General features: G+C 64.0%; 27 protein-coding genes and 2 pseudogenes. 12 read left to right on the top strand and 17 right to left on the bottom strand.

The features are described from left to right. Positions 1-157 precede the first annotated feature (157 nt). Positions 158-526, top strand: coding sequence for a YciI family protein (locus AB3X89_RS00270; protein WP_368581265.1), 369 nt, complete (start codon positions 158-160; stop codon positions 524-526). Beyond that, positions 523-1,791, top strand: coding sequence for an RNA polymerase sigma factor (locus tag AB3X89_RS00275; protein WP_368581266.1), 1,269 nt, complete (start codon positions 523-525; stop codon positions 1,789-1,791). The genes AB3X89_RS00270 and AB3X89_RS00275 overlap by 4 nt, the downstream gene beginning before the upstream one ends. A 48-nt stretch (positions 1,792-1,839) precedes the next feature. Here AB3X89_RS00275 and AB3X89_RS00280 read toward each other — a convergent pair whose 3' ends face one another. The 4 genes from AB3X89_RS00280 to AB3X89_RS00295 all read right to left on the bottom strand — a co-directional run bounded on the left by AB3X89_RS00280 (position 1,840) and on the right by AB3X89_RS00295 (position 3,891). Then, positions 1,840-2,331, bottom strand: a complete 492-nt coding sequence (locus AB3X89_RS00280; RefSeq protein WP_368581267.1) for a lytic transglycosylase domain-containing protein — start codon at positions 2,329-2,331, stop codon at positions 1,840-1,842. A 22-nt stretch (positions 2,332-2,353) separates the two neighbouring features. Next, positions 2,354-2,689, bottom strand: a complete 336-nt coding sequence (locus AB3X89_RS00285) for a hypothetical protein (RefSeq protein WP_368581268.1) — start codon at positions 2,687-2,689, stop codon at positions 2,354-2,356. A gap of 4 nt (positions 2,690-2,693) precedes the next feature. Beyond that, a complete protein-coding gene (locus AB3X89_RS00290; protein WP_026228832.1) occupies positions 2,694-3,068 on the bottom strand; it encodes a hypothetical protein in 375 nt (124 codons plus the stop codon). Between the two features lie 208 nt (positions 3,069-3,276). Beyond that, entirely contained in the window at positions 3,277-3,891 is a 615-nt protein-coding gene (locus AB3X89_RS00295) for a TetR/AcrR family transcriptional regulator (protein WP_368581269.1), read from the bottom strand. A gap of 370 nt (positions 3,892-4,261) precedes the next feature. On the opposite strand from AB3X89_RS00295, the pseudogene AB3X89_RS00300 reads away from it, so the two are divergent. Next, a pseudogene (locus tag AB3X89_RS00300) lies at positions 4,262-5,108 on the top strand (MBL fold metallo-hydrolase). An 11-nt stretch (positions 5,109-5,119) separates the two neighbouring features. Here AB3X89_RS00300 and AB3X89_RS00305 read toward each other — a convergent pair. Further along, positions 5,120-5,971: a LysR substrate-binding domain-containing protein gene (locus tag AB3X89_RS00305; RefSeq protein WP_026228833.1), complete on the bottom strand. Its 852-nt coding sequence runs from the start codon at positions 5,969-5,971 to the stop codon at positions 5,120-5,122. 108 nt (positions 5,972-6,079) lie between these two features. Between AB3X89_RS00305 and AB3X89_RS00310 the strand changes: the two genes are divergently transcribed. Further along, positions 6,080-6,943, top strand: a complete 864-nt coding sequence (locus AB3X89_RS00310) for an alpha/beta fold hydrolase (protein ID WP_368581270.1) — start codon at positions 6,080-6,082, stop codon at positions 6,941-6,943. Positions 6,944-6,966: 23 nt separating this feature from the next. On the opposite strand, the gene AB3X89_RS00315 is transcribed toward AB3X89_RS00310, so the two are convergent. From AB3X89_RS00315 to AB3X89_RS00340, 6 genes are all read right to left on the bottom strand, one after another. Further along, positions 6,967-7,674 (bottom strand): ABC transporter ATP-binding protein, encoded by a 708-nt coding sequence (locus AB3X89_RS00315; protein WP_368581271.1) that lies wholly within the window; start codon positions 7,672-7,674, stop codon positions 6,967-6,969. Then, a complete protein-coding gene (locus AB3X89_RS00320) occupies positions 7,667-8,431 on the bottom strand; it encodes an ABC transporter ATP-binding protein (protein ID WP_368581272.1) in 765 nt (254 codons plus the stop codon). Before AB3X89_RS00320 ends, AB3X89_RS00315 begins: the two co-directional genes overlap by 8 nt. Then, positions 8,428-9,417: a branched-chain amino acid ABC transporter permease gene (locus AB3X89_RS00325; protein WP_368581672.1), complete on the bottom strand. Its 990-nt coding sequence runs from the start codon at positions 9,415-9,417 to the stop codon at positions 8,428-8,430. The genes AB3X89_RS00320 and AB3X89_RS00325 overlap by 4 nt, the downstream gene beginning before the upstream one ends. 20 nt (positions 9,418-9,437) lie before the next feature. Further along, complete coding sequence (locus AB3X89_RS00330; protein WP_176111280.1) at positions 9,438-10,298, bottom strand: branched-chain amino acid ABC transporter permease; 861 nt, start codon at positions 10,296-10,298, stop codon at positions 9,438-9,440. Between the two features lie 96 nt (positions 10,299-10,394). Then, a complete protein-coding gene (locus tag AB3X89_RS00335; RefSeq protein ID WP_368581273.1) occupies positions 10,395-11,570 on the bottom strand; it encodes an ABC transporter substrate-binding protein in 1,176 nt (391 codons plus the stop codon). A 789-nt stretch (positions 11,571-12,359) separates the two neighbouring features. Beyond that, on the bottom strand, positions 12,360-13,067 hold the full coding sequence (locus tag AB3X89_RS00340) for a FadR/GntR family transcriptional regulator (protein ID WP_368581274.1): 708 nt from the start codon (positions 13,065-13,067) through the stop codon (positions 12,360-12,362). Positions 13,068-13,198: 131 nt separating this feature from the next. Between AB3X89_RS00340 and AB3X89_RS00345 the strand changes: the two genes are divergently transcribed. From AB3X89_RS00345 to AB3X89_RS00375, 7 genes are all read left to right on the top strand, one after another. Further along, positions 13,199-14,077 (top strand): fumarylacetoacetate hydrolase family protein, encoded by an 879-nt coding sequence (locus AB3X89_RS00345; RefSeq protein WP_368581275.1) that lies wholly within the window; start codon positions 13,199-13,201, stop codon positions 14,075-14,077. 2 nt (positions 14,078-14,079) lie between these two features. Then, a complete protein-coding gene (locus AB3X89_RS00350; RefSeq protein ID WP_368581276.1) occupies positions 14,080-14,865 on the top strand; it encodes an alpha/beta fold hydrolase in 786 nt (261 codons plus the stop codon). A gap of 149 nt (positions 14,866-15,014) precedes the next feature. Then, positions 15,015-16,352 (top strand): amidohydrolase family protein, encoded by a 1,338-nt coding sequence (locus AB3X89_RS00355; protein WP_368581277.1) that lies wholly within the window; start codon positions 15,015-15,017, stop codon positions 16,350-16,352. 90 nt (positions 16,353-16,442) lie between these two features. Continuing rightward, positions 16,443-17,462 carry an ABC transporter substrate-binding protein gene (locus tag AB3X89_RS00360; protein ID WP_368581278.1) on the top strand — a complete coding sequence of 340 codons (1,020 nt, stop codon included), beginning with the start codon at positions 16,443-16,445 and terminating at the stop codon, positions 17,460-17,462. Between the two features lie 8 nt (positions 17,463-17,470). Continuing rightward, positions 17,471-18,997, top strand: a complete 1,527-nt coding sequence (locus AB3X89_RS00365) for a sugar ABC transporter ATP-binding protein (protein WP_368581279.1) — start codon at positions 17,471-17,473, stop codon at positions 18,995-18,997. Then, positions 18,994-20,004, top strand: coding sequence for an ABC transporter permease (locus tag AB3X89_RS00370; protein WP_368581280.1), 1,011 nt, complete (start codon positions 18,994-18,996; stop codon positions 20,002-20,004). The genes AB3X89_RS00365 and AB3X89_RS00370 overlap by 4 nt, the downstream gene beginning before the upstream one ends. Before the next feature lie 2 nt (positions 20,005-20,006). Beyond that, entirely contained in the window at positions 20,007-20,963 is a 957-nt protein-coding gene (locus tag AB3X89_RS00375) for an ABC transporter permease (RefSeq protein WP_368581281.1), read from the top strand. A 108-nt stretch (positions 20,964-21,071) separates the two neighbouring features. On the opposite strand, the pseudogene AB3X89_RS00380 reads toward AB3X89_RS00375, so the two are convergent. Beyond that, positions 21,072-21,392 (bottom strand): annotated as a pseudogene (locus AB3X89_RS00380) (methyl-accepting chemotaxis protein); the annotation flags it as partial. Between the two features lie 239 nt (positions 21,393-21,631). Here AB3X89_RS00380 and AB3X89_RS00385 point away from each other — a divergent pair. After that, entirely contained in the window at positions 21,632-22,009 is a 378-nt protein-coding gene (locus AB3X89_RS00385) for a DUF3022 domain-containing protein (protein WP_368581282.1), read from the top strand. 37 nt (positions 22,010-22,046) lie between these two features. Here AB3X89_RS00385 and AB3X89_RS00390 read toward each other — a convergent pair whose 3' ends face one another. The 5 genes from AB3X89_RS00390 to AB3X89_RS00410 all read right to left on the bottom strand — a co-directional run bounded on the left by AB3X89_RS00390 (position 22,047) and on the right by AB3X89_RS00410 (position 25,902). Then, positions 22,047-22,301, bottom strand: a complete 255-nt coding sequence (locus tag AB3X89_RS00390) for a hypothetical protein (protein WP_368581283.1) — start codon at positions 22,299-22,301, stop codon at positions 22,047-22,049. 184 nt (positions 22,302-22,485) lie between these two features. Beyond that, a complete protein-coding gene (locus AB3X89_RS00395; protein WP_176111277.1) occupies positions 22,486-22,752 on the bottom strand; it encodes a hypothetical protein in 267 nt (88 codons plus the stop codon). A 304-nt stretch (positions 22,753-23,056) separates the two neighbouring features. Further along, positions 23,057-23,800, bottom strand: a complete 744-nt coding sequence (gene phbB, locus AB3X89_RS00400; protein WP_368581284.1) for an acetoacetyl-CoA reductase — start codon at positions 23,798-23,800, stop codon at positions 23,057-23,059. A 220-nt stretch (positions 23,801-24,020) separates the two neighbouring features. Next, positions 24,021-24,176, bottom strand: a complete 156-nt coding sequence (locus tag AB3X89_RS00405) for a hypothetical protein (protein WP_368581285.1) — start codon at positions 24,174-24,176, stop codon at positions 24,021-24,023. Positions 24,177-25,062: 886 nt separating this feature from the next. Beyond that, entirely contained in the window at positions 25,063-25,902 is an 840-nt protein-coding gene (locus AB3X89_RS00410; protein ID WP_368581286.1) for a phosphatidylinositol-specific phospholipase C, read from the bottom strand. Position 25,903: the final 1 nt, after the last annotated feature.

Below are 25,903 nucleotides of genomic sequence, written 5' to 3' on the forward strand. Positions count from 1 at the left end.
GGCTGCGATTCAAACGTCTCTTTCCAACACAGCGTGGGTCCCAGGTGGCCGTCCGCGAATTTTTTTGACGCCGCCTGTCCGTCCGCACGCAGCCCGCGCGTCATTGATATGGCGGCCGATGCAATTCATCCGCCTTAACCCTGTGACGGAGGCTCAAATGGAATACCTGTTGATGATCTACTCGGAAGAAAGCAGCTGGAACAAGATGACCGACAGCGAGCGGCAGCAAGGCGTTGCCGCCTATCACGCGTACACCGAATCGTTGAAGAAATCGGGGGCTCTGGTGGGCGCAAACCGGCTGCAGCACTCGAACACGGCCACCACGGTGCGGCTCGTCGACGGCAAGCCGCAGGTGCTCGATGGCCCGTTTTCCGATACGAAGGAGCAACTCGCCGGCTACTACCTGATCGACGTGCCTAACCTCGACGCGGCGATGGCGTGGGCGTCGCGCTGTCCCGGCGCGGCGCACGGCGTGATGGAGGTGCGCCCGGTCTGGACCGCTCCGTACGAAGCGCCGTCTGCATGAGCCCGTCCGGCGACGCCCGAGGCAATGACGGCGTCGCGCGGTCGATCGCCGAGGCGGTCGCTCGCCGCAGCTACGGCAAGCTCGTCGCGCTGCTGGCGATGCGCACGCGCGACGTCGCGGCAGCCGAGGACGCGCTCGCCGATGCTTTCGCGGCGGCGCTCGCGGACTGGCCGGAGCACGGCTGTCCGGCCAGTCCAGAAGCGTGGCTGATGACGGTTGCGCGCCGCCGGGCAATCGACGGCGCGCGTCATCGCCAGGTCGGCGACGATGTGGCGAACCAACTGCTGATTCTCGCCGACGAAATCGACGAGTGCGCGACAGACGCGTTGCCCGACCGGCGGCTGGCGCTGCTGTTCGCGTGCACGCACCCCGCGCTCGAGGCCCCGATTCGCACGCCGCTGATGCTGCAAGTGGTGTTGGGGCTGGAAGCGAAGACGATTGCGTCGGCGTTCCTGATGTCGCCCGCCGCGATGAGCAAGCGCCTCGTGCGGGCGAAGACCAAGATCCGCGAAGCGGGCATTCCGTTCAGCGTGCCCGAGCGCGAGGAGCTGCCCGGCCGGCTCGACGCGGTGCTCGAAGCGGTCTACGCGGCGTATGCGGAAGGGTGGACGGACCCCATCGGCGGCGATACCGAGCGGCGCGAGCTCGCCGACGAGGCGCTGTATCTCGCGCAACTGCTCGTCGAACTGCTTCCCGAAGAACCGGAGACGCTGGGCCTGCTCGCGCTGATGCTGTTTGCCCAGGCGCGGCGCGATGCGCGGCGCGATGCGGCTGGCGACTACGTGCCGCTGTCGGCACAAGACCCTGCAACATGGAACGCACCGATGATCGGCACGGCGAACGCACTGCTGCGGCGCGCGAACGCGTTCAACGCCATCGGGCGCTTTCAGCTCGAGGCCGCGCTGCAATCGGCGCATGTGGATCGCTGCCGGACGGGGCGGCCGAACTGGGACGAGATCGTGCAGCTCTACGATGGGCTGCTTTCGATTGCAGCGTCGCCGGTAGTCGCCGTGAACCGCGCGCTCGCGGTGGCGGAACGTGACGGCCCGCAGGCGGCGCTCGACGCGCTGGCGCCGTATGCGGACGATCCGCGGCTCACCGACTACCAGCCCTACTGGGCCGCGCGCGCCAATCTGCTCGCGCGTGCCGGCGCGACGGCACAAGCCCTCAGTGCGTACGATCTGGCGATCGGTCTGGAGCGTGACCCGGCCGTGCGGCGCTTCCTGCAGCGCAAGCGAATGGAGCTTGCATCGGCGGGGAGGTAGCGCAGCGCGATGCGCTGGCAACGACCCGCACGGCCCGCGCTTTGAATCTCACCGCTCCGGCTGCAACAGCCCCCAGCTGACGAGAATCGCCTGAATGCTGCGCGCGTAGGCGTCGCGCTCGCGCGGCGATTCCGAGTGATACGCACCGATCGCGCGCCATGTGTTGCCGTGCCGCACCATCTTCTGCTTGAGCAGCCAGGCGGCCACGAAGATATTCACGCACGGGTCCGTGAGCGCGCGGTGCGGAATGCCCTGGCTCGCCAGTTCCGGAAAGTGAATCGAATTGATCTGCAATTGGCCCACGTCGATCGAACCGTTGGCGTTGCGGTTGATGGCGGTCGTGTCGCCTTTCGATTCGCGCCATGCGACGGCGCGCAGCACGTGCGGATTGACGCCCTGGTAGGCGCCAGCTTTGTCGAAGCAATCATCGGCGCTCGGGGCGGCTTGCGCGGACGAACTGCCGATGACCACCAGCGCCGCCCAGGCGCAGATGGCCCACGACCGCAAAGGGCGGAAGCCGTTGGTCTTGTGCTGGTCCATGGGTCGGGCTCCAGGTCCCGCTTTACTGCGCCAGCGCGGAATCGAGCTGCCGCTCGATGTCCTTCAGATAGGCGCGTGATTCATCGGAGACGACGAGGCGCGGTGTTGGCATCGCGCAGTGGCAATCGCGTTTTTGCGTCTTCTTCTTGTTGCGCGAGCTCGAGCGCGGCGCGGGGAGGTCGTCATCGTCGCCGGTGGAGGGCGGCAGCATCGCGAGCGTGGGCAGCGGCGGGTAGACCTTGTCCGCGGAGGCCAGGGTGGCAGGGGCGGCGGCTGCCGGTGCGCCGGCGGCGGGCTGGCCCGCCCACGCGGCCGAACTCAAGCATAGCGATGCCGCGGCGAAAGCAATCAGGCGCATCGTGTCAGCTTCCCGCACGTAGCGGCTGGATCGACACGCTGTACGTCTGGTTCGCGCCGGTCGTCAGATTTTCGAGTGCGGGTTTGAGTCCCTGTTGCGGCACGCCCCGCCAGATCGCCTCGTTGATGTACTTGAAGTCCTGGCCCAGCGCCGTCACGCGGATCACCGTGGGCCGCTTCTGCGCGGCGGCGAGCGCGCCTGCCTTGGCGAGCACCGTAGCCAGTTGCGGATCGCGCGCGCCGAGTGCATCGGCGGGAATGTCGAACTTCATGATCACGTTCGACACCGCAGGTTTCTCGGCTTGAGCCGTAGTGGGCTGCTGCACTTGTGCGCAGCCTGTCATGAACATTACGGCAAGTAAGAGCACAACGCGCGTCACATCGGGTCTCCAAAGTTTCGAGGCGATGTACGCGTTTTCGGCTTCGCAAGCTGAGACTTGATACCTCAAAGCAAACGTTTGCGAAAAAGAAAGACTTCACTCCCCCGGTGCTGCTTCACGGAAGGCCGCTGCGCGCACCGCCGCCTTCGAGCAAAGAACTTCTTGCCTCGGCGGGGGAGCCAAAGCGAACGCGACCCGGCAAACCCACTCACGCATAACGCGCGAGAAACATATCCGCCGCTGCCTCCGCGATGCGCTTCTGCTCGCCGGCATCGAGCGGCACTTGACCCATCGCCACTTGCGGCCAGAAGGCAAAGGCCTTTACGAGCCCCTGCAACTGCAGTGCGGCGAAGACGGGGTCCCCGGTCTTGATGCGGCCGTCCGCGGCAGCCGCCCGGACCCACGCGGTCAGATCTTCCTCGCGCTCCCCCATGCGAGCGACCATATCGCGCGCGCGCTCCGGCGAATGGATGCCAGCCGCGATCGCCACCCGTGCCAGCGACAAAAAGGATTCGTCGTGAAGCAGCCTCAGCTTGCGCTCCAGCAGATCGAGCAACTGCGCGCGCAACGGTTGATCGGCGCGGTAGTTGGGCGCATCGCCGTCGTGGCTCGCGTCCCATAGCTGCTGGAGAATCGCCGCGAAAAGCGCTTCCTTGCTCGGGAAATGGTTATAGACCGTGCGCTTCGAGACGCTCGCGCGGGCGGCGATGCGGTCCATGCTGGTTGCGTCGTATCCGGCGGCGAGGAATTCGTCGATCGCGGCGGTGACGATCGCGACGCGCTTTCGGTCAGTCAGACGTTGGGGGCGGGCAGGGGATTCCATCCGTCAATTTTACACTGGTCAGTTTACTTTTCTCGGAAATAAACTACACTGCCGGGTGTACATTTTTCTTCGGCAGGTCAACTTTATGACGTCGCTTCCCGCCTATCTCCGCCGAATGCTCGGCGTGAACGCCGTGCAACGCAGCCGCGCGAAATTCAGCCTGTCGCCGCAGCATGACGGCGAGCGCTTTCGCAACGTCAAGCCGCGCCCGGCGGAAAGCCTGCGCAAAACGCTCGGGCTCGCATGGACGGTGCTGTTCAACAAGCCGCGCGGCACCGTGCCGGCCGACGCGTTGCCCGTCGAAACGCTGACACGCGCGCAACTCGAAGCGGCGCCCGACCGAAGCCTCTACCGGCTCGGTCACTCGACGATGCTGCTGAAGTTGCGCGGCAAGTTCTGGCTGACCGATCCCGTATTCGCCGAGAGAGCGTCGCCGTTCCGCAATCTCGGTCCGAAGCGCTTTCATGCGCCGCCGATCTCGCTCGACGATTTGCCGCCGCTGCACGGCGTGATCCTGTCGCACGATCACTACGACCATCTGGACCGCGAGACCGTCCTGATCCTGGCGCAGCGTACCGAGGTGTTCTTGACGCCGCTCGGGGTCGGCGACCGGCTCATCGAATGGGGTATCGACGCGGCGAAGGTCCGGCAGTTCGACTGGTGGCAGGGCACGGTGGTCGAAGGCATCGCAGTTCACCGCGACACCCGCACAGCACTTCTCCGGGCGCAGCCTGTTCGATGGCAACCGTACGTTGTGGGCGTCGTGGGTGATCGTCGATAACGACCTGCGCGTGTTCTTCAGCGGCGACACCGGCTACTTCGATGGATTCAGCGCGATCGGCGAGCGCCTCGGACCATTCGACGTCACCTTGATCGAGACCGGCGCGTACGACGCGATGTGGCCATACGTCCATATGCAGCCTGAAGAAACCGTGCAGGCGCATATCGACCTGCGCGGCCGCTGGCTGGTGCCGATTCATAACGGCACCTTCGACCTCGCGATGCATCGCTGGCAGGAACCGTTCGAGAGGGTGACCGGGCTGGCGCTCGCGCGCGGCGTCGCGCTGTCGACACCGCGCATGGGCGAGCGCCTCGATCTGACGGCGGTGCATCGCGGTGAACGCTGGTGGCGCGAGGTGGCGGAAACGGTCGCTGCGCCGAAGGCTGCGTGGCGGATGTGTGCGTCGTGCCGAGCCGGCGCGGAGGAGTCTTCTTGAAGTCTTCCGGGTTAATTCTTCAGGTCGGCGAGGATCCGTTCCGCGAGAAAATCGCACACGGGCCGCTTCGAAGCCGCGCTTCGCGCCAGCACGACTTCGAGCGTGCCGATTTCCGGCAGGCCATTCGCGGCCCCCAGCAGCGAGAAGTGAGCCGGTACCGCGCACTTGGCCAAAGGGGTCACCGCGAGGCCGGCCTCGGCCATCGTCAGCAGACCCAGCAGGCTCGGACTCTCATACGACGTGCGATACGTGATGCGCGCGCGCTCCAGGCTCCGGATGGCTTTCTCTCGCGCGACGCTGCCAGGCAAAAACACGGCGATGGGCAAGGGCCTTTCGCGCCAGATCTCGGTCGCGCCCGGGGCGGCGGCCCACACCATCGGTTCGTGACGCAGGAACTCGCCGTGCAATCCTTTCACGCGCGTCGCGCAGACGAGATCGACCGTGCCGTCCTTCAACATCGGCTCTAGAGCGACGCTCGGCAGGCCCACCACCTGAATCTCCACCTTCGGATAGGTCGCCGAAAACTTCTTGAGGATCGGCGGGAACAGTGACGTCGCATAGTCGTCCGGCACGCCGATCACCACGCGCCCGGTCACGTCGGGCCGAACCACCGCTGCCCACGCTTCATCGCGCAGCGCGATCATCCGTCGTGCGTAGGTCAACAGCATTTCGCCGTCCTGCGTCGGCACCACGCTGCGAGGCTTGCGCACGAACAGCGCCTTGCCGAGCGCGGTCTCGAGCGTCTTGATCTGCATGCTCACCGCCGATTGCGAGCGGTGCACGACCTGCGCCGCGCGACTGATCGTGCCGGCGTCCGCGACCGCGATGATCATCGACAGCACGTCCAGATCGAGCGCTTTCATTTCCGTTGCCATGAGGATTCGTATCAGAAAAGTAGATCGATTCCATCAATATTATGCGATTTTCTTTTGCCAGAACACCATCGATAGTGTCGCCAAAGGAGCCCTTTGATGAATGCACGTACCAGCCCATCGATTCTGGCCTCAGCCGATGGCGCGTCCGCGCCGTCGTTCGTGACCACCGCATCGAGCGTTGCCATACCGTATGTCGAGTCCGGGAGCGGCGAGCCGATGGTGTTCGTGCACGGCTCGCTTTGCGACTATCGCTACTGGGACGCCCAGATGGCCTCGCTGTCTGGCCGGTTTCGCTGCTTCGCGCCGAGCTTGAGCCATTACTGGCCCGAGATCGATGCGTTTGGACACGGCGACTTCAGCTGGGAGGCGCACGTCGAGGAAATGGCCGGATTCATCACGGCGCTCGAGCTGGCGCCCGTTCATCTGGTCGGTCACTCGCGGGGCGGGTGCGTGGCTTTCCATCTCGCGCGCGCCTATCCGCGCCTCGTGAAAACGCTGACGCTAGCCGATCCCGGCGGCCCGCTGCAAACCGAACCGCGGGGGCAGCCCGCGTTCATGCCGCCGGCGACCAACGTGTTGCGCGCGCGGGTCGCGGAACTGATCGAACGGGGCGAGTACGACGCCGGCTTGTCGATGTTCGTCGACTCCGTGAGCATGCCGGGGTACTGGAACAAAAGCCCGGAGAGCTTTCGTCGCATGGCGCTCGACAACGCGCTCACGCTGCCGAAGCAGTTGCTCGATCCGCTTCCGGCCTATACGCCGGATGCCGCGCGCGATATCAAGTGCCGTACGTTGTTGATCGACGGCCAGAGAAGTCCCCGCATGTTCCGCAATACGGTCGACAAGCTCGAACAGTGGATCGAGTTTGCCGAACGCGAAACGATCGACGGTGCGTCGCATGGGATGAATGTCGCGAGACCGGATGCGTTCAACCGGGCGGTCACGACTTTCGCCGCGTAGCCCGGCCACGCAAAGCGCACAGTTCAGTGTTGAGACACGGCCAGCAAGGTATCGATCTTGTGATCCTGGGCCAGCAGCTCGGCCGCGGTGCTCGAATGAATCACCGAGCCGCGCTCCAGGACCACGGCGTTGTGCGTGATGCTCAGCGCCTTGCGCGCATTCTGCTCGACCAGGATCACCGACAGGCCTTCGTCGCGGATGATCTCCGAGAGGATGCGCATCAAGTCCTGCACGATGATCGGCGCGAGCCCTTCGAGCGGTTCGTCGAGCAGCAGGACCCTGGGATTGAGCATCAGCGCGCGACCGATGGCCAGCATCTGCTGCTCGCCGCCGGAAAGCTGGTTGCCCATATTGGCGCGGCGCTCCTCCAGGCGCGGAAACATCCTGTAGATGCGCGCCAGGTCCCAGGGACCGGGCACGGCGATCGCGGTCAGGTTCTCTTCGACCGTCAACGACTTGAAGATGTTGCGCTCCTGCGGCACCCAGCCGATGCCTGCCAGCGCGCGCTGGTGCGGCTTGAATCCGGTGACGTCCTTGCCATTGAGCCAGATCCGCCCGCTAAACCGACGCGTGTGACCGACGATGCTGTTGATCAGCGTGGTTTTACCCGTGCCGTTGCGGCCAAGCAGCGCGAGTGCCTGGCCTTGATCCAAGGCCAGATCGATACCTGTCAGGATTTTGGCTTCGCCGTAGCCCGCTACGATTCCTTCCAGCTTCAGCAATTCAGACATATTCACCTCCAACCAGCTCCTCGCCCAGATACACGGCCTTCACGCGAGGATCGCGGGCGATCTCCGCGCATGCGCCCTCGGTGAGCAGACCGCCGCTCACCAGCACAGAGATGCGGTTGGCGAAGCTGAACACGAGGTCCATGTCGTGCTCGATCAGCAGAATGGTCACGTCGTCGGGCAACGCGGCGACCGTATTGAGAATCTCGCGGCGTTCGCCGTCGGGAACACCGGCCACTGGCTCGTCCAGCAGCAGCACGCGCGGCTTTGCGGCCAGCGCCAGCGCGATTTCGAGCAGGCGCTGCTTGCCGTAGGGCAGCACGCGCGTTTCGCGACTCATCACGTCGAGCAACTTGCATTGTTCGAGCAGCGAAGCGACCTCGTCCATGATTTCGCCGCGCTGACCGAGCGCGCGCCAGAAGCGCGCGCCCAGACCGTCGCGCTCGGAGATCGCGACGGACAGCGATTCGGCTGGCGTCATGTGCTTGAACAGCTGGTTGATCTGGAACGTGCGCACGAGCCCGGCGCGAGCCCGCTTGTGCACGGACAGCGACGTGATGTCGTGGCCTTCCAGCTCGATGCGGCCCGAAGTCGGCGACAGCACGCCCGTCAGCTGATTGATCAGCGTCGTCTTGCCGGCGCCGTTGGGGCCGATCAGCGCCTGGCGAGCGCCTTTCTCGACCGCGATCGACACGTCATTGGTGGCGACGAGGCCGCCGAAGCGCTTGATCAGATTGAATGTTTGCAGTGCGATCGTCATGCTTTGCTCCCGCTGCGACGGAACCACGTCCACGGACGCACGAGCCGCTCGTGACCGACGATCACGATGATCACCAGCAGCAAGCCGATCCAGAACTGCCAGTATTGCGGCGTGATGTCCGCCAGCCGGTCCTGCATGAACCTGAATACGACCGCGCCGATGATGCCGCCATACAGATAACCCGCGCCGCCGATCATCAGCATCAGCAGCACGTCGGCCGAGCGGTGGAAGTCGAGCACGTCGAGCGACGCGAAGCCGGTGGTCTGCGCGAGCAGGGCGCCGGCCACGCCCGCGTAGGCCGCGCTCAACGTGTAGACGGCGGTGCGACGCAGGTTGACCGGCACGCCCATTGCCGCCGCGCGAAGCGGATTCTGGCGGATCACCTGCAGCGACATGCCGAACGGCGACTTGACCACCGCGCGGCCGATCACGAACAGCACGAACAGCGTGACGATCGAATACGTGTAGGCCACCTTGCCGAACAGATCGAACTCGATGTGACCGAACAGCGGCACCATCGGCACGCCCGTCATGCCGTCGGCCCCGCCGGTGAGCCAGCCGAGCTTGTTGGCCAGTTCGTGCAGGATCGAGGCCACGCCGAGCGTCACCATCAGACGCGTGAGGTCCGAACCGCGCATCACCAGCACACTGGTGACGAGGCCCGCCAGCGCCGCGACCCCGCATGAGAGCAGCATGCCCAGCAGCGGATCGACGTTGAAGTACTTGGCCAGCAACGCAGCCGAATAAGCGCCGAGACCGAAAAAGGCCGCATGGCCCAGCGACACGATGCCGGTATAGCCGAGGATCAGGTCCAGCGATACCGCGAACAACGCGAGGATCGCCATCTCGTTGAGCAGCAGGAAGTTATTCAGCGGCATCATGCAGACGCCCAGAGCCACGATCCAGAAGATGATTTCCACCGGGCGCCAGCGCGACCACTGCCTGCCCATGCTGCGGACTGCGGGCACGATCGTCGATGTGCCCATTTCGCTAGAAGTTGCCGACTTCATTTGCCCCCCGCCCTGACGAATAGACCCTGTGGTCGCCACATCAGGGTGATGATCATGACGCCGTAGATGATGAATGCCCCCAGATCGGGGATGTAGTACTTGCCCGCCACGTCCGCGATGCCGAGCAGCAGCGAAGCCAGCAGCGGACCGGTCAGCGAGGTCGTGCCGCCCACCGCGACCACGACCAGGAAATAAATCATGAACTTGAGCGGAAAGATCGGATCGAGGCCGAGCATGTTCGCGCCCAGCGCGCCGCCGAGGCCGGCGAGGCCCGAGCCGAACGCGAAGGTGGTCAGAAACACGAAGTTGATGTTGATGCCGAGGCCGCTCGCCGCGCGCGGATCATCCACCGATGCGCGCAGGCGGCTGCCGAAGCGGGTTTTGGTCAGGATCAGCTGCAGCGCGACGACGAGGACGACGCAGACCAGGATCACGAACAGCCGGTAGTAACCGATGCCGATGCCGGCGAACACCGTGCGGCCCTGCAGCCATTGCGGCAGGTTCAGGAACTGCTGGGTCGAGCCCATGAAGTAGTCGACCGTCGCGATGGCCATGAAGGTCAGGCCGATCGTAAACAACACCTGGTTGAGTTCGGACTGCCCGTACACGCGCTTATAAAGCGTGCGTTCGAGAATGCCGCCAAGCACCGCGGACGCGACGAACGCAATCGGCAATGCGCACAGGAAAGGGATGCCCAGGCGCGACATCGCGAGCACGGTGGCGTAACCGCCCACCATGGCGAAGGCGCCGTGAGCCAGATTGACGAAGTTCATCAATCCCAGCGTGATGGCCAGGCCGCTCGCCAGCACGAACAGAAGCATGCCGTAGGCAATGCCGTCGAAGAGAATGGTTAGCATGAGTTTTTACCGCCGAAACGCCGCGCCCCTGGCAGTGCGAGGGGCGCGACGGGCAAATCGAATCATCCGGAGACGGCCTGTCTCGCTTTTGCGAGCTTATTTGATCTTGGCCGGATCCTTGACGGCGTCTACCTTGTCGAACGACACGTTGAACAGCTGGCCATTCACGCGTTCCGTCCGGGTGATGTACACGTTCTGGACCATTTCACGGGTCTGCGGATCGAGTTCCACCGGGCCGCGCGGGCTGACCCATTTCTGCCCCTTCATGGCTGCCAGCAGCTTGTCGCCGTTTGTGTCGCCCTTGGTGGCTTGCAGCGCCGCGTAGATCAGGTGCATGCCGTCATAGGCGCCGACGCTGTGGAAGTTCGGGCGCATGCCGGGGTTGGCTTTTTCGAAGGCGGCCACGTAGGCGCGGTTCTCGGGATTGTCGAGAGCGGCCGAGTAGTGCATCGACGTCACCGCGCCCAGCGCCACGTCACCCATGGCGTTCAGGATGTCGTCATCCACCACGTCGCCGGTACCGATCAGTTTGATGCCCTGCTTGCTCAGGCCGCGCTCGGCGAACTGCTTCATGAACGCGGCGCCGGCACCCGACGGCACGAAGATGAACAACGCGTCAGGCTTCAGGTCGGCGACCTTCTGCAGGAACGGCGAAAAGTCCGGATTGGCGACCGGCACGCGCAATTGCTCGACGACGCTGCCGCCTTCCGATTCGAAGACCTTCTTGAAGGAGTTCTGCGCGTCGATGCCGGGACCGTAGTCGGCCACCAGCGTGACCACCTTCTTGATGCCGTTCTTCGGCGCCCAACGCGCGATACCCAACGTGTTCTGCGGCAGCGTGAAGCCCGAGCGCACGATGTAGGGCGATTGCTCGGTGATCATCGCGGTGGCCGCGTTCATTACGATCATCGGCACCTTCGCCTGGGTCGCGAGCGGCGCGGCGGCGAGCGCGAGCGGCGTGAGGCCGAAGCCGGCCAGCACCGACACGTGATCCTTCACGATCAGCTCCTGTGCGAGGCGTTTGGTCGTATCCGGAACGTTGGTGTCGTCCTTCAGGATGAGCTGAATTTTCTTGCCCGCGACCGTGTCGCCATGCTGGGCCATATACAGCTTGACCGCCGCGTCGACCTGACGACCCGTGGACGCGAACGGACCGCTCATCGGCACGATGAGCCCGATCTTGACCACATCGTCCGCATGGGCGACCACGCTCGAACCTGCCAGCACGAGTGCGGCGGCGGCCTTAAGCAAAGTGCGCTTTTTGTTTTGCATTCGATTTCCTTGCTAACGAACCACGTAAACAACGTTGAAAATCGGACCCCTTGTTCATTGCTGCGAGAGCGCTGTGAGCGGGGTCCGGCGTAACGGTTTGCACACCCGGAGCCGAGGGATTGATTGATCGGTTGGGAGTAGCGGCGGTCATGAAATGCGGCAGTGAGCCTGCCAGTGGCTAATGACCGGACGGTGTCTTGTCGTGGGGCGTGGGCACGGCATGGACATGGCCGTGAGGGGATAGGCGTAGGCGCCCCTGGACCGGCGCTCGGGCGCGTGGGCCAGATAATGCGTTGACGTCAATCAGCTTGCATCCGAACATCTTTTGTCCCCTCTACGGCGGCCTCCCGGTTGTGGCCCGCTCGGCTGCGAACCCGTCCGGCCATGCCGGCGGTGCAGGTATCTGTTCGCTTCTGCGGGCGCTTTTCGACTCGCCGATGTGACGGTCGCCCCGGCGCCGCAGAAGACGTTACGCGCCGGCAGGCTGCTTGAAGTTGTTGGCCTGCCGCGCGCACCCAGCACGATAAGCACGCGCGCCAAGGGTTGAAAGAGCGGGTTAACCACATACGCATGGTTCCGCATGAATCGCGCATTGCCCGGTCCGTGCGCGGGCGGCGGCGATCTGCGTCGCGCGGAAGCTCGCCCCGGTAGGGCTCGACGAACGCCGCGGATGAGGCATCCAGGTTGGGTCTGGCGTGGTCTCGCATCGCGTCTGATAAACAGATTCGATACCCCCGGAAGGAAATCGCAACCCTTGAATGCGTGCCGCCGCAAGTATTCGTAAAGCTGTCAACGTCCGAACAGGTTTTCCCTGATTTGCCGCAGGTGGCTCGTCAATAGCTCGCAAGCCATCTCGGCATCGCGATCGCGAAGCGCATCCACGATCGAGCGATGCTGCGCCTCATATTGACTGCGCCGCTCGGGCGTCAGCGACAGGCGCTTCAGACGTCCCCACTCGCCCTGTTCGCGCACCTCGTTGGTCAATTCGAGCACGCGCAGAAAGAAGGTGTTGTGCGTGGCGACCGCCAACGCGCGATGCAGTTCGCCGTCCCAGTGCTCGAACTCCTCGATGGTTTGCGCCGCCTCGGAACGCTCGATGCAGTCGCTCATCTGCGCGAAGTCGGCCGCCGTCGCATATCGGACGATGAGCCCGGGCATCAGCGGCTCGATCAAAAGCCGCGCTTCCATCAGTTCGGCTGGGCTCGTCTGCACGGCGTGCGGCTTCGCCTCGGGTAGCGGCGGCGCCGGCACGCTTGCGCCAGGCAGCACGAACGTGCCGCTGCCGACCGTCTGCCGGATCAGCCCACGCTCTTTCAAATCGGCGAGGACTCGCCGGACGGCGCCACGCGAAGCGCCGAACTCCTCGCTAAGTTCGCGTTCGGGCGGCAGGCGCACGCCTTCGGCGAAGCGTCCGCTGCGAATCGCTTCCTCCAGATAGCTGGCGAGCTCCCGTGCTCCCTTCGCCCTGACCGTCAGCCTTGTGTCGACGTCACTCATACCCAGTCCTGCTGCGCATTCAAACAAGAACCAATTGGTTCTGATTTTTGGTTAACCCTGGTTCTTTTTGTCCGGATTTGGTCCTACAGTGGTTCCAGATTGACCCACCAGACCTAGATTAAAGGCCCATCATGAAATTAGCAACTTTGCGCCACGACGGGGCGAGGGCGGTCGCCCTGGTCGACCCCGAAGCCGGAGTTTATTGGCCGGTATCGCAACTCTGCGACGGCTTTGCCGGCGACATGGTCCAATTGGTACAACAATTCGCCGACCTGCGCGAGTCGCTGTGCCCGCGCGGCGAAGGGCGCCCGCTCGCGTCGGCGACGCTCCTCGCGCCGATCGACCAGCCGCGCCGCAACCTGTTCTGTATCGGCAAGAACTATCACGACCACGCCGAAGAGTTCAGCAGGTCCGGTTTCGACAAGAGCGCGCAGGCAGGCGAGCACATACCTGAAGCACCGGTCGTTTTCACGAAGCCCGCATCGACGATCATCGCGACTGGCGAGCGCATTCCGCGCCATGCCGACGTGACGCGACAGATGGACTACGAAGTCGAGATCGGTGTCGTCATCGGCAAGGCAGGTCGCGCGATCTCGAAGGCGAAGGCGCTCGATCACGTGTTCGGCTACACGATCATCAACGACGTCACCGCGCGCGATCTGCAAAAGCTGCATCGTCAGTGGTTCATCGGCAAGTCGCTCGACGGCTTCTGCCCGATGGGCCCGTATCTCGTGACGGCCGACGAACTGGACGCGTCGAACATCGACGTGCGTTGCTGGGTCAACGGTGAGTTGCGTCAGGAATCGAACTCGAAGCTGCTGATCTTCGATATCCCGACGATCATCGCGACGTTGTCGGCCGGCATGGAACTGCAGCCCGGCGACGTCATTGCGACGGGCACGCCGGCGGGTGTCGGCATCGGTTTCAATCCCCCGAAATTTCTGCAAAGCGGCGATGTCGTGCGCATGGAGATTCCGCGCATCGGCGTCCTTGAAAACGAGGTGGCGTAAACATGGCAACGACGCAAGTGCAAGGCATCTTCATCGAGATCGAAGGCGACGGCGCGCCGGTCGTGTGCATCCACGGTCTCGGCGGTTCCTCGAACAACTGGACGCCGGTGCTGCCGGCGTTCGAAGGCAGGAAGGTCATCCGCATCGATCTGCCTGGCAGCGCGCGTTCGCCGTTGCCCGCGCAGAAGCTGTCGATCGATTCCTACGTGAACACGATCGCCTCCGTGCTGCGCGAGCTGCAGGTGAATAACGCGGACATCGTCGCGCATTCGATGGGCACCATCGTCGCGCAGCATCTGGCCGTCAGGCATCCCGAGCTGGTTAAAAGCCTCGCGCTGTTCGGGCCGCTCGTCGCTCCGCCCGACGCCGCGCGCGACGGCATGCGCCAGCGCGCGCGCATCGCGCGCGACAAGGGCGTGCCGGGCCTGCAGGAAATCGCCGATGCGATCGTCAAAGGCGCCACCAGCGACGAAACCAAGTCGCAGCGGCCCGTGACGCTCGCGCTCGTGCGCGAAAGCGTGATGCGTCAATCGCCCGAAGGTTACGCGCAAAGCTGCGAGGCATTGGCTGGCGCGCAGGCGGCGGAGATCGAACACATCCAGGTGCCGACGCTGCTCGTGACAGGCGACCAGGACGGCGTTGGCAAACCCGATGCGGTGAAGGCGATGGGCGAGCGTATTGCGGGCGCGAAAGTCGTCGTGCTGAGCGGCTGTGGTCACTGGACCACATTCGAAAAACCCGTCGAAACGACGGCGGAGTTGAAGCGCTTCTATCAAGGGGCTCGGTGACGCATTGAACAGGTGGGCGCCGCGTCGATCAGAATAGCCGCGCAGAACGGCGATCGACGGGCCCCCGAGCGGGAAACAGGCACAGTAAGGCAGTAACCAACCGGCGGCGGACGCCCGCGCGCGTTCGGCCCCACGTGGAGGAGACAGACATGAGTTCGATCTTGTTTACCAACGTATCGGTTTTCGATGGTAGCGGTGCTCAGCCCTTCAGAGGTCAGGTGCTGGTGGACGGGCAGCGCATCGTCCGCGTCGCTCGCGGCGAAGAGCCGATCAACGCGCCCCAGGCACAGCGTATCGACGGCCGTGGCGCATTCCTGATGCCGGGCATGACCGAAGCGCACACGCATTTCTCGTGGAACGACCAACCGTCGCTGTCAGCGATCCAGTTCATGCCGCCCGAGGAGCACATGCTGTGGTGCGTGCGCGTCGCGAAGCGTTATCTGGAAATGGGCTGGACCTCGGCACTGGGCGCGGCCGCCGCCAAGCCGCGACTCGATGTCGTGCTGCGCAACGCGGTCAACGCCGGCGAATTTCCGGGACCGCGCTATCTGGCGGGCAGCCAGGAAATCACCATTCTCGGCGGCCTCGCGGACAACACGCTGCCGCACATGCCGTTCAAGGAACTGAACTTCGGCGCGGTCGTGAGCGGGCCGGAAGAAATGCGCGCGACCACGCGCATGTTCGTCAAGTACGGTGTCGATCATCTGAAGATCAATCTGTCGGGCGAGTACATCGCGGGCATTTCGGCGGAATCGTCGCCGTTTTCCGAGGAAGAGATCGCGATGCTCGCTGCCGAGGCGAAACGCGCCGGCAAGCGCGTGGCCGCGCATGCGCGTTCGAGCGAATCGGTCAAGCAATGCGTGCGGCACGGGCTCGAACTGATCTTCCATGCGAGCTTCGCCGACGAGGAAGCCCTCGACATGCTCGAAGCAAACAAGGAAAAGCACTTCGTCGCGCCGGGCATCGGCTGGCTGATCAGCACGCTGTATCACGCGGAGAAGTGGGGCATCAGCGAGGAACTGGCGACGAAGATGGGCTACAAGCGCGAGCTCGAAACCGCCGCGGTGACGCTGCAGAAGATGCATAAGCGCGGCATCCGCATTCTGCCGGGCGGCGACTACGGCTTTGCGTGGATGCCGCACGGCACGAACGCGCGCGACCTTCAATACTTCGTCGACTACATCGGCATGACGCCGATGGAGGTGCTGATCTCGGCCACGCGCTACGGCGGCGAGCTGATGATGATGCCCGACGAGCTTGGCCAGATTCGCGAGGGCTATCTTGCCGACATCATTCTGGTGGACGGTGATCCGCTCGCGGACCTCACCGTGCTGCAGGACCCGAGCAAGATCACGCTGGTGATGAAGGATGGCGACATCTTCAAGAGCACGCACGACGCGCTGCCGCCGCGCGGCGAACTTCATGTAGGCGCGGCGTTGCCGGCCGATCCCGGTGTCGGGACGGCGGCATCCGCGCCTGTGCACTGAAACCGCATCGCCCACCAGAAGATGCGCGGAGCCGGCCGCACGCCGCGGCTGGCGCCTTCGCGCGCGCACCAAACATCAGGAGACGACGACATGAAACCGCGCACTTTGCTTGCCACCGTGGCGACTAGCCTCGCGTGCGCATCGGCGTTGGCCGCCGCGCCCGATATCGGCCTGTCGAACGGCTATTTCGGCACCGAATGGCGCAACCAGATGATCGACGGCGCCAATCAGCAGTTCCAGACCTACAAAACCAGGGGCCTCGCCGACAAGCTGATCGTGCAGCAATCGGGCGCCAACACTGGTCAGCAGATTCAGGACATGCGCAACATGATTCGCCAGAAGGTGGGCGCGATCATGGTCGACGCGAACTCGGCCACCGCGCTCAACGGCGTGATCTCGGAGGCGCAGCGCAGCAAGATCCCGGTGGTGTCGTTCGACCAGGCGGTGGCCAATCGCTACGCGACGAACGTGACCGTCGATCACTACAAGTGGGGTCAACGCTACGCCGAATGGATCGCGGAGCAACTGCACGGCAAGGGCAATGTCGTGGTGCTCGACGGCATCCCCGGACATCCGGCGGCGGAGGCGCGCAAGAAGGCCGCGCTCGAGACGTTCGCGAAGTATCCGGGCATCAAGGTCGTCTGGTCCGGCTATGGCGAATGGGACGAGGCCAAGGCGCAAGCGGTGATGGCGACGGTGATCGCGGCGCAACCGCAGATCGACGCGGTATTCACTGAAGACGCGATGGCGCTCGGCGTTCTGCGCGCATTCGAGAACGCGAACCGGCGCGTGCCGATCATGACCGGCGAAGCGCAAAAGGGCTTTCTGACGGAATGGAAGAAGCAGCGCGACGCCGGCAATCCGATGAAGGTGTTCGTGCAGGTGAATCCGCCCGATATCAGCCGCACGGCGCTCGGCATCGCGGTACGCCTCGCGCACGGTCGCACGCTCAAGCCGCTGCCCGACAACACCTACTACTTCCCGATCACCAAGACCGTAACCGCCGAGAACCTCGACGCTACGCTTGCTTCGATGAGCGACAAGCCCGACAGCTACTTTCTCGGCCAATGGCTGAGCGAAGCCCAGCTCGACGCGCTGTTCACGCAATAGCGCCGCTCATGTCCGTGCTCACCGCGAAGGGACTGGCGAAACGCTATGGCGGCGTGCTCGCGCTCGACGGCGCGAGCCTCACGCTGAACGCCGGCGAAGTGCTGGGGCTGCTCGGCGCCAACGGCTCGGGCAAATCGACGTTGTCGAGCATTCTCGCCGGCGACACGATACCGGACGACGGCACGATCGAAATGATCGGTGCGCCGCTGCGACCCGGCTCGCCGAAGTCGGCGCGCGCGGCGGGAATCGCGATTGCGCATCAGCATCCCGGTCTCGCGCCGGATCTGCCGGTGTGGGAGAACGTGTTTCTTGGCGCGGAGCTGTGCCATACGGGTCGCTTTCTCGATCAGCGGCGCACGCGCGATCGCGCCACGCGGCTGCTGGAGAGCCTGAGACCCGGCTGGGATATCGAAGCGAGCGCAGGCAGCCTCAGCGCCGCCGATCAGCAACTGGTCGAGATCGCGAGGGCGCTTGCGCTCGGGCCGCGCATCCTGATTCTCGACGAACCGACCGCCGCACTCGCCGCCGTTGAAGTCGACAACCTGATGCGCGTCGTGCGTAGCCTGACGGCGCGCGGCACGGCGGTGGTTTTCATTTCGCACCGGATGGCGGAGATCGAAGCGCTGTGCGATCGCGTGATGGTGTTGTGCAACGGCCGCGCGGTCGGCGAGCTAGCGGTGCGCGGGCAACTCGACGAAGCGCGTGTGCTCGAACTGATGGGCGGCGCGGCTGCCACGCATGGGCACGACGGCAAACGTGGACGTGGGGGTGATCCGGCGCACACCGAAAGAATCGTCGCGCTCGGCGTCACCGATCTGCGCGCCGGCGCGCGGCTGCGCGGCGTCAGCTTCGAACTGGAACGCGGAGAGATTCTTGGCATCGCGGGACTGCAAGGCCATGGCCAGGAAGAACTGCTCGACGCGCTCGCGGGCTTTCGCGTGCCAGACGGCGGCGAGGTGAGGCTCGACGGACGAGCTGGAGCGAGGACGATCATGCCGCGTTCGCCGCGTCAGATGATCGCCGCGGGCGTGTGCCTCGTGCCCAACGACCGGCATCGGCAGGGCCTGTGGCTCGATCACCCGGTCGAATTCAATCTGGCGCAGGTCAGCGTGAACTTCGCGGCGAGCCCGTGGCGGCTGCGTCGCGCGCCGATCCGCCGGTTCGTCGACGACGTGGTCGCGCGACTGCGCATCAAGACGTCCGACGTGCGCCAGCCGGTGCGGGATCTGTCGGGCGGCAATCAGCAGAAAGTGGTGATCGGGCGCTGGCTGAACCGGCAGGTCGACGTGCTGCTGCTCAGCGATCCGACCAAGGGCGTCGATGTGATCGCCCGCAGGGAAATCTACGAGACGATCGGTGCATTCGCGCAAGCGGGGACGGCCGTGCTCGTCTATGCCTCGGATACCGAAGAATTGCTCGCGGTGTGCGACCGCCTGATCGTCATGTACGAAGGTCGGATCATCGCGCAGCTGGAAGGTGATGAGATGAATGAATCCCGCGTGACGAGCGCGCTGTTCGGCCGGAGCGCGGCATGAAGGCGCAACTGGGAGACGGACTTGCCGACACTGGCGGCTGGTCGCCAGGCAAACGGATCGGCGCGGCGCTGAGGATATCCTGCGCGCGTGCCGCCAGTGCGCTGCCCGCGCTCGTCATGCTGCTCGCGGTCGTGATCGCGAATGCATGGCTGCAGCCGGACTTTCTCACCGCCGATTCGCTCGCGAGCAACATGCAGAACGCCGCGCCGGTGGTCCTGATCTGCATGGCGCAGGCGGTCGTCGTGCTGATGGGAGAGCTGGATCTGTCGATGGGCGCGGGAATCTCGTTGGTCAACTGCGTGCTCGCGGCCGCGCCCGGTCTGATGGGGTGGGGCCTCGGCGCGACCTTTGTCGCCGCGCTGGCCGCTGCGCTGCTTGCCGGCGCGTGCAACGGTCTGCTGGTCGGCTATGCGAAGCAAAGCGCGCTGATCGCGACGTTCGCGACCGGCGCCGTCTGGTTTGGCTGTGCTCTGCTGCTGATCCCGCAGCCGGGCGGCGCGGTGCCCGACGCATTGGGCGAATGGTTCGCGGCGCGTATCTCGGTGATTCCGCTCGCGGCGCTGCCGGTGCTCGCTGCGATCGCGCTGTGGGCGGTCCTGCAGCGGCATCGCTTCGGACGGCGACTGATCGCGACCGGCAGCCACGCCGATGCGATGTTCAAGGCCGGCATCGATGTCCGGCTCGTCAAACTGCTCGGCTATCTGCTCGCGTGGCTCTTCGTGTTTGCGGCGGCGCTCTGCCTGAGCGCGCAAACCGCGTCCGGCGATGCGCGTCTGGGATTGCCATACACGCTGAACTCGGTCGCGGCTGTGGTGATCGGCGGTATCTCGCTGGCGGGTGGGCGCGGCACGATGCTCGGCGCCGTCTGCGGCGCGCTCGTGCTCACGCTGATCGGCAACGTCATCTACTTCGCGGGCATCCCGAGCAACTACCAGGAAGTGTTCAAGGGTGCCGTGATCGTGCTTGCGCTCGGCTTCACGTTCGTGGGCGCGAAAAGGAGAGTGTGACGATGAAACCGAATTCGCGCCGCGCCTTTTTGCTGGCGCTCGCCGTGATCGTGCTCATCAGTGGGCAGTTCGCGGTGCCGGGCTTCGCAAGCCTCGGGCAGGTCGCCAATCAGTTGAAAATCGCGACGTTTCTGGGGCTATTCGGCCTCGCGCAGTCGCTCGTGATGATCGCGGGAGAGCAGGGGCTCGATCTGTCGGTAGGCGCGGCCGCGACGTTGGGCGGCATTCTTGGCGCCGCGCTGCTCGGAGCGGCATCGGCTGGATTGCCGGCCGCGTTCGCCGTCGCGACGTTGGCGGGCGCGCTGGTGGGCGCGCTCAATGGTGTCGGCATCACGCTGCTGCGCATTCCGCCGCTCGTGATGACACTGGCGATGGCGAGTCTCGTCGACGGCGCGTTGATCGTCTGGTCGTCGGTCATGCACGTCAATACGGCCGCGAGTCCCGCACTCGCCGCGCTCGCCGGCAGGACGCTCGGCGGCGTGCCGAGCGTCGCGCTGATCTGGCTCGGCGCCGGCGCGTTGATGTGGCGTTTTCTCGACCATTCAGCCTGGGGGCGTCGCCTGATGGCGACCGGCGCGAATCCGGTCGCTGCCGCCATCGCCGGTACGCGCGTGCGCGCGATCCGCATCGCGGTCTATGTCGCGAGCGGCATCATTGCCGCTGTGACGGGCGTGCTGCTCGTCGGCTATGTCGGCCAGGCGTTTCTCGGGCTCGGAACGACCTATGTGCTACCGAGCGTCGTCGTCGCGGTGATCGGCGGCGTGTCGCTCGCGGGCGGACGGGGCGACTACATCGCGGTCGCGCTCGCCGCTGCACTGCTGACGGTTCTCACGAGTCTGTTGACCGCGCTGCAGATAGGCGAAGCAGGACGCCAATGCATTTTCGGTGCGACGCTGCTCGTCTTTCTGGCGCTCAACGGTTGGTCGTTCAAGGGGGCGATGCGGCGTCGGCATGCATGAGGCGCTTTTCGCACTTTGCGCAGGCCGCGGCATCGCCGCCCGCTGCGTGGTCATACCGGGCCGCGATGGTGACGAGGCGACCGGTGACGCGAAACCGATGCTGGCGTATCAGTCGACGGCGAATACGGCTGCCTGTTGCACCGGCGTGCCTGATTGCTGCTGCAGCGAGCTCGCCGCGGCGGCCGCCTGCTCGACCAGCGCGGCGTTCTGTTGAGTGACCTTGTCCATCTGCACGATCGCCTGATTGACCAGCTCGATGCCCTGATGCTGTTCGCGCGATGCGGCGGTAATCTCACCCATCAGGTCGGTCAGGCGACGCACGGCGGACACGACTTCGTCGATGGTGCGGCCCGATTCGTCGACCTGAGCTTGACCGGTCTTGACGCGAGCGACCGACTCGTCGATCAGTTCCTTGATCTTCTTGGCCGCGCGATCTGAACCGGCGATATGTGCGCGGCGTCGTCGTTTTGTCGCTGTGTGAAGCGTGCGGATCACTCCTTACCCGCTTGAATATCTGCTGATGGGGCAACGGTACATATTGCCAGTGAGCGGCAACGGGATCACGAGTCTGGCTCCAGTCGAAGCACTGCGCAGACAGCGACAGCCGGACACGGATTTTGCTCGCGTAATGGTCGAGGCCGGGGCCTCGACCACAAGGAGGACTTTCAATGAAAGACATCGATCTGAACCAGCGCATCGAAGAAATCGAACTGGCTCTTTCCACGCTATTCGAGTCACCGAAAGCGCCCGCGATCAGCGGTTACGACGACGGCCGGAACTTCCTCATCCAGGCTTCCTGGGTGATCGAGTCACATGGCGACACGACGCTGGATGCGCGATGCGTGCTGACACTGCACTTTTCGGCTGCGCAGATTCAGCGTTACGCGCGGATGGACACGGCACAACGTGTGCTCGTGCGCGAACGCCTGTGCCGGATGGTCCGCGATCACTTCCCAGCGGAAGGCAAGGAGTTGCCCTTGCAGGGAGAGTGCGCCGAAGATCTGCATGTGGAGGATCGGCTGCTGGATGTCGACGATCAGCTCTGAGCGATCGCGGACGACGTACGTCCGCGTCGACGCGTGACTAGCACGTCTCCTCGCTCGGGACCGGGGGATGCAGCGACTCGAGCAGCTTCACCAGCCTTGCCTGCTGCTGCGGAGTCAGTCCTTGGGTAGCGCTCACTTGCTGGACGCGCGCGCGCCAGTAGGTCCGGCTGAACAACGAATCGACGCCATCGTGGGACAGGATCCGTTCGAGATGCGAAATCGCATCTCCAGCGGTCAGCGGTGTATAGGGGCTCTCCCTGTCCGGGGGCCCTCTCTTGATTGTTGTTTTCATCCACTTCTCTCAGGTGGTGACCGGCTGGGTCCGGTCGTGTACGTCCGACTTCAATGGGCCCGCTTATGCCATACAACCTTTGCGAGGCCCACGCGCCCGCCAGCTACCTGGCGACCCAGGCAGCGTGACGCGCGCCGGTCCTCGTAGCGACGCGACCCATCGCAAGCGGCACGGCCCTCGGTGTTCAGCAAAGCTCCGCGGCGGCCACCCACGGCATCGTCTCGAACTTCTTGAGAACGGTGTGCAGCGATCCGGAGAACCTGTCGGCAAACGCAATCGTCATGTCTTCGACATCATGTTTGCGGTTGCTCGTGATCCGTACGTCCTCGATGGCATCGGCGACCGGCATCAATACCTGCCACACTGCGGCGACCCGCATGCCGCCGCGCCTCGTACGAACCGTGATCTGATGGCCTGTGGCCTTTTGTTGTCCGGTGATTTCCGGTGTCATTCTTCAGCCTCTCGATGTATCTGATTTTTTATTGGCGCGGTCGATGCACTTACATTCGCCCGCGCGGTTGATGCCACCACTCATGATGATCCAGATGTCGTAGCAGTCTTGCCCTTCTGCGCTCACGGCGATAGTGATCAATCACCATGAGCATTGCGATGCTGAGGGCCGTGCCCCCAATGATCAGGCCCATCCAGGTCTCACTCATGACACGTTCCTCTCTCATGGAAGCACAGGGGTGTTGCGTGAATGGTTCACGCCGATTCGTCCGGTGTTCCGGCGCGTACCGGCGCGGTCTGTCGCATCACTGCATGTGCTGGCCGCCGTTGATCGCGATATTGGAGCCGGTCACGAAGCCGGCATCTTCCGAGCACAGATAGAGCACGAGCGCCGCGACTTCGTCGGGCTTGCCGAGACGTCCCATCGGGATATGCGGCAGGACCTTCGTGTCGAGGATCTCCTGCGGAATCGCGGTGACCATCTTGGTGGCCAGGTAGCCCGGCGAAATGGTGTTGACCGTGACCCCTTTGCGCGCCACTTCCAGCGCCAGTGACTTGGTAAAGCCGTGCATGCCGGCCTTGGCTGCGGCGTAATTGGTCTGGCCGACCGAGCCTTTCGAGCCGTTGACGGACGAGATATTGACGATGCGCCCCCAGCCTCGTGCGACCATCTCTTCGCACAGCGGCTTGGTCATGTTGAAGACCGAGTCGAGATTGGTGCGGATGACCGCATCCCAATTCACCTTGTCCATCTTCCGGAGGGTCATGTCCTGGGTGATGCCAGCGTTGTTGATCAGGATGTCGACCGGGCCGACTTCCGCCCGAATCTTGTCCGCGCAACGCTGGCATGAGTCGTAATCGGCCACGTCGACCGGGTAGGCGCGAAAGCTTCGGCCCTGAGTTTCCATATCAGCCAACCATTTGTCGGCACCGGTGTTGCTCGGCGAGTGCGTGACTACCACCGCATACCCTGCGTCGTGCAGTTTCGTACTGATCGCTTCTCCGAGGCCGCCCATGCCGCCCGTTACTACTACGGTTCGTTTCGTCATCCTTTCCATCCGTGATCGAAATGTCTGCGAGGATCGTGAATACCCAATGGCCGCCTCGCACAACCCGCCATTGCTTTGCCACAATGCGCTGCCGCCTCCAGCGTCAACGGAGGAACGGCTTCGGCATTGATTGAACTGCGCGGGTTTTTATAGGCTTGTGGTATTGCGCGAATGGAGCTGGTGCGTCAGCTAGCGGCGACGTGCCGCGCCGGCGCACTGCTCAAAGGTTCCAGTTGCCCCGAACGGTGCTCCCCGCCTGCCGGTCCAGGCCAGCGAGTTTCTGTGTTCCTTCAAACGCTTCGGTGGCGGGCGAAAAGCACGTCGACGCATTCGTTCTGCAGGATTTCATCAAAGCTTCGGACGAATGGTCTTTCATTGCTTCTCCTGGATTGAAGTTCGAACCCGCCTGCTCCGGAGACCGTATCCGCAATCAGTATGCGGAATATCGTCGGTGAGGATCCGGAGCAAAAGTCTTATTAGTAAGACTAAATAAACACCGAGAAAACAGTTGTGCCGAATCGCATTTTCATGTCGGTATTCATCAGTCGAAATACGACATGCTGTTTTTCCATCGAGTCACAGCCCACCAACTGGCCCGGACTCGCGCCGGTAGGTCGTTCGGCTGCCCCGACGCTTGGATCTCTCTATTTCAACTGTCATCAGATGAGATAACAATCGATTTTAGAGGGTTAATTCTAACTTCAAAATGTTAAATTTTCGGGAAGAAGGGGTAGGTGAATACCCTTATTCAGAAATCGCCGTCATCGCAGATCGAGCCGAGCCAAGTCGATGTTTTGAGCGTCGAAACAACGGACTGGAACAGCCGGCGGCGAGGAGTAGGCTCTTCGACTGAATGGCAGGGCATCCCAAAATGTCAGCAACGGCCGGAATGACACCATCCCACACCGGGATCGATCATTGCATGGCGTGCAAGAAATGACAATTCCGCCGACGCTTCCTTGCAACGCGGCTGCCGCCCGACCGCGCGAGCGTAAGATGGAGAAGATTGATCGATGCGTTTCGAGGAGGCGTCATGAAGGCGGTGTGCCCGCTGCACGGCCCAACGACCATCGTCGGCACGAACGCGTATGGATTTCCGATCTATGCGTGTTGTCGCGACGACGTTCCCTATGTCACACCGCCGGACGCCTGTACGCGTGAACCGGTGAGGCGCGGACCAGAATCGAGGCCGCCACCGCGGCAGCCGCGAGCCAAGGAATCACGCTGAGGTTCGCGGGCAACCTCATGCCCGCAGCGATGCGTTATCGGCGCCGGTTGCAATCAATCAACGCATCAACGAGGCGCCAGTCCTGCCAGTCGCAAAAGTCGAGCAGCATGGTGCTGCATCGTTGCGGACCATCGGCGAGTCGCTCGGCAAGCTGCTCGTGAATACCGCGATGCTGTGTATCGCCGCACGCTACGACGACCGGCGGCGCCGCCATCCCCGTGCCGCTGCAAAAGTTGATGACCCAACGCTCGTCGCACATGCCAGGCGCGAGATCGAGAAGCGAATCGATGGCGCGCCACTTGTAAGCGATCGATGCCGGCACCGGCACGCGGAATTCGTCCTGGATGGTGAACGGCGCCGGCACGTCGTCGATATCGAACGTCGCGTTGTCAGCCCAGGCCGTTAGGTCGATGCCGAGCGGCTTTGCACTCGCGAAGCGCCGCAGTAGCACGATGCCTCCGCGCACCGCGTCCAGTAGCGGCAGTTCGGAAGCAAGGTGCCAGCGCACCTCCGCGTGCCGCTCCACATACCATTCGAAGGTCGCGGCGAACGCACGGGTGCAGTCGAGCGCGGGCCATTCGTCCTTGACCGACATGACGATCGATTCCCCCGGATGGCGCGCGAGAAACCGAGCACATGTACGTATCACATCGTCGAAACTCAGACCCAGCGAGATGCCGCCATGATGAATCGCAAAGCGATCGCGCTGATGACGGCAGCGGATGTCGAGGACCCGCACGCCATGGCGCAACTGATCGTCGAGCGTGGCATGTTGCGTGCGCGCGAGCCGGTCATCGACCGTGTAGGCGCAGGTGTCATGGCTGCCTGGCAAGGTCAGTGCGGACAGCAAGCGGCTGCCATCGATCGCCGACATC

The organism is Paraburkholderia sp. BR14320 (genome assembly GCF_040948665.1).
Taxonomy (GTDB): domain Bacteria; phylum Pseudomonadota; class Gammaproteobacteria; order Burkholderiales; family Burkholderiaceae; genus Paraburkholderia; species Paraburkholderia youngii.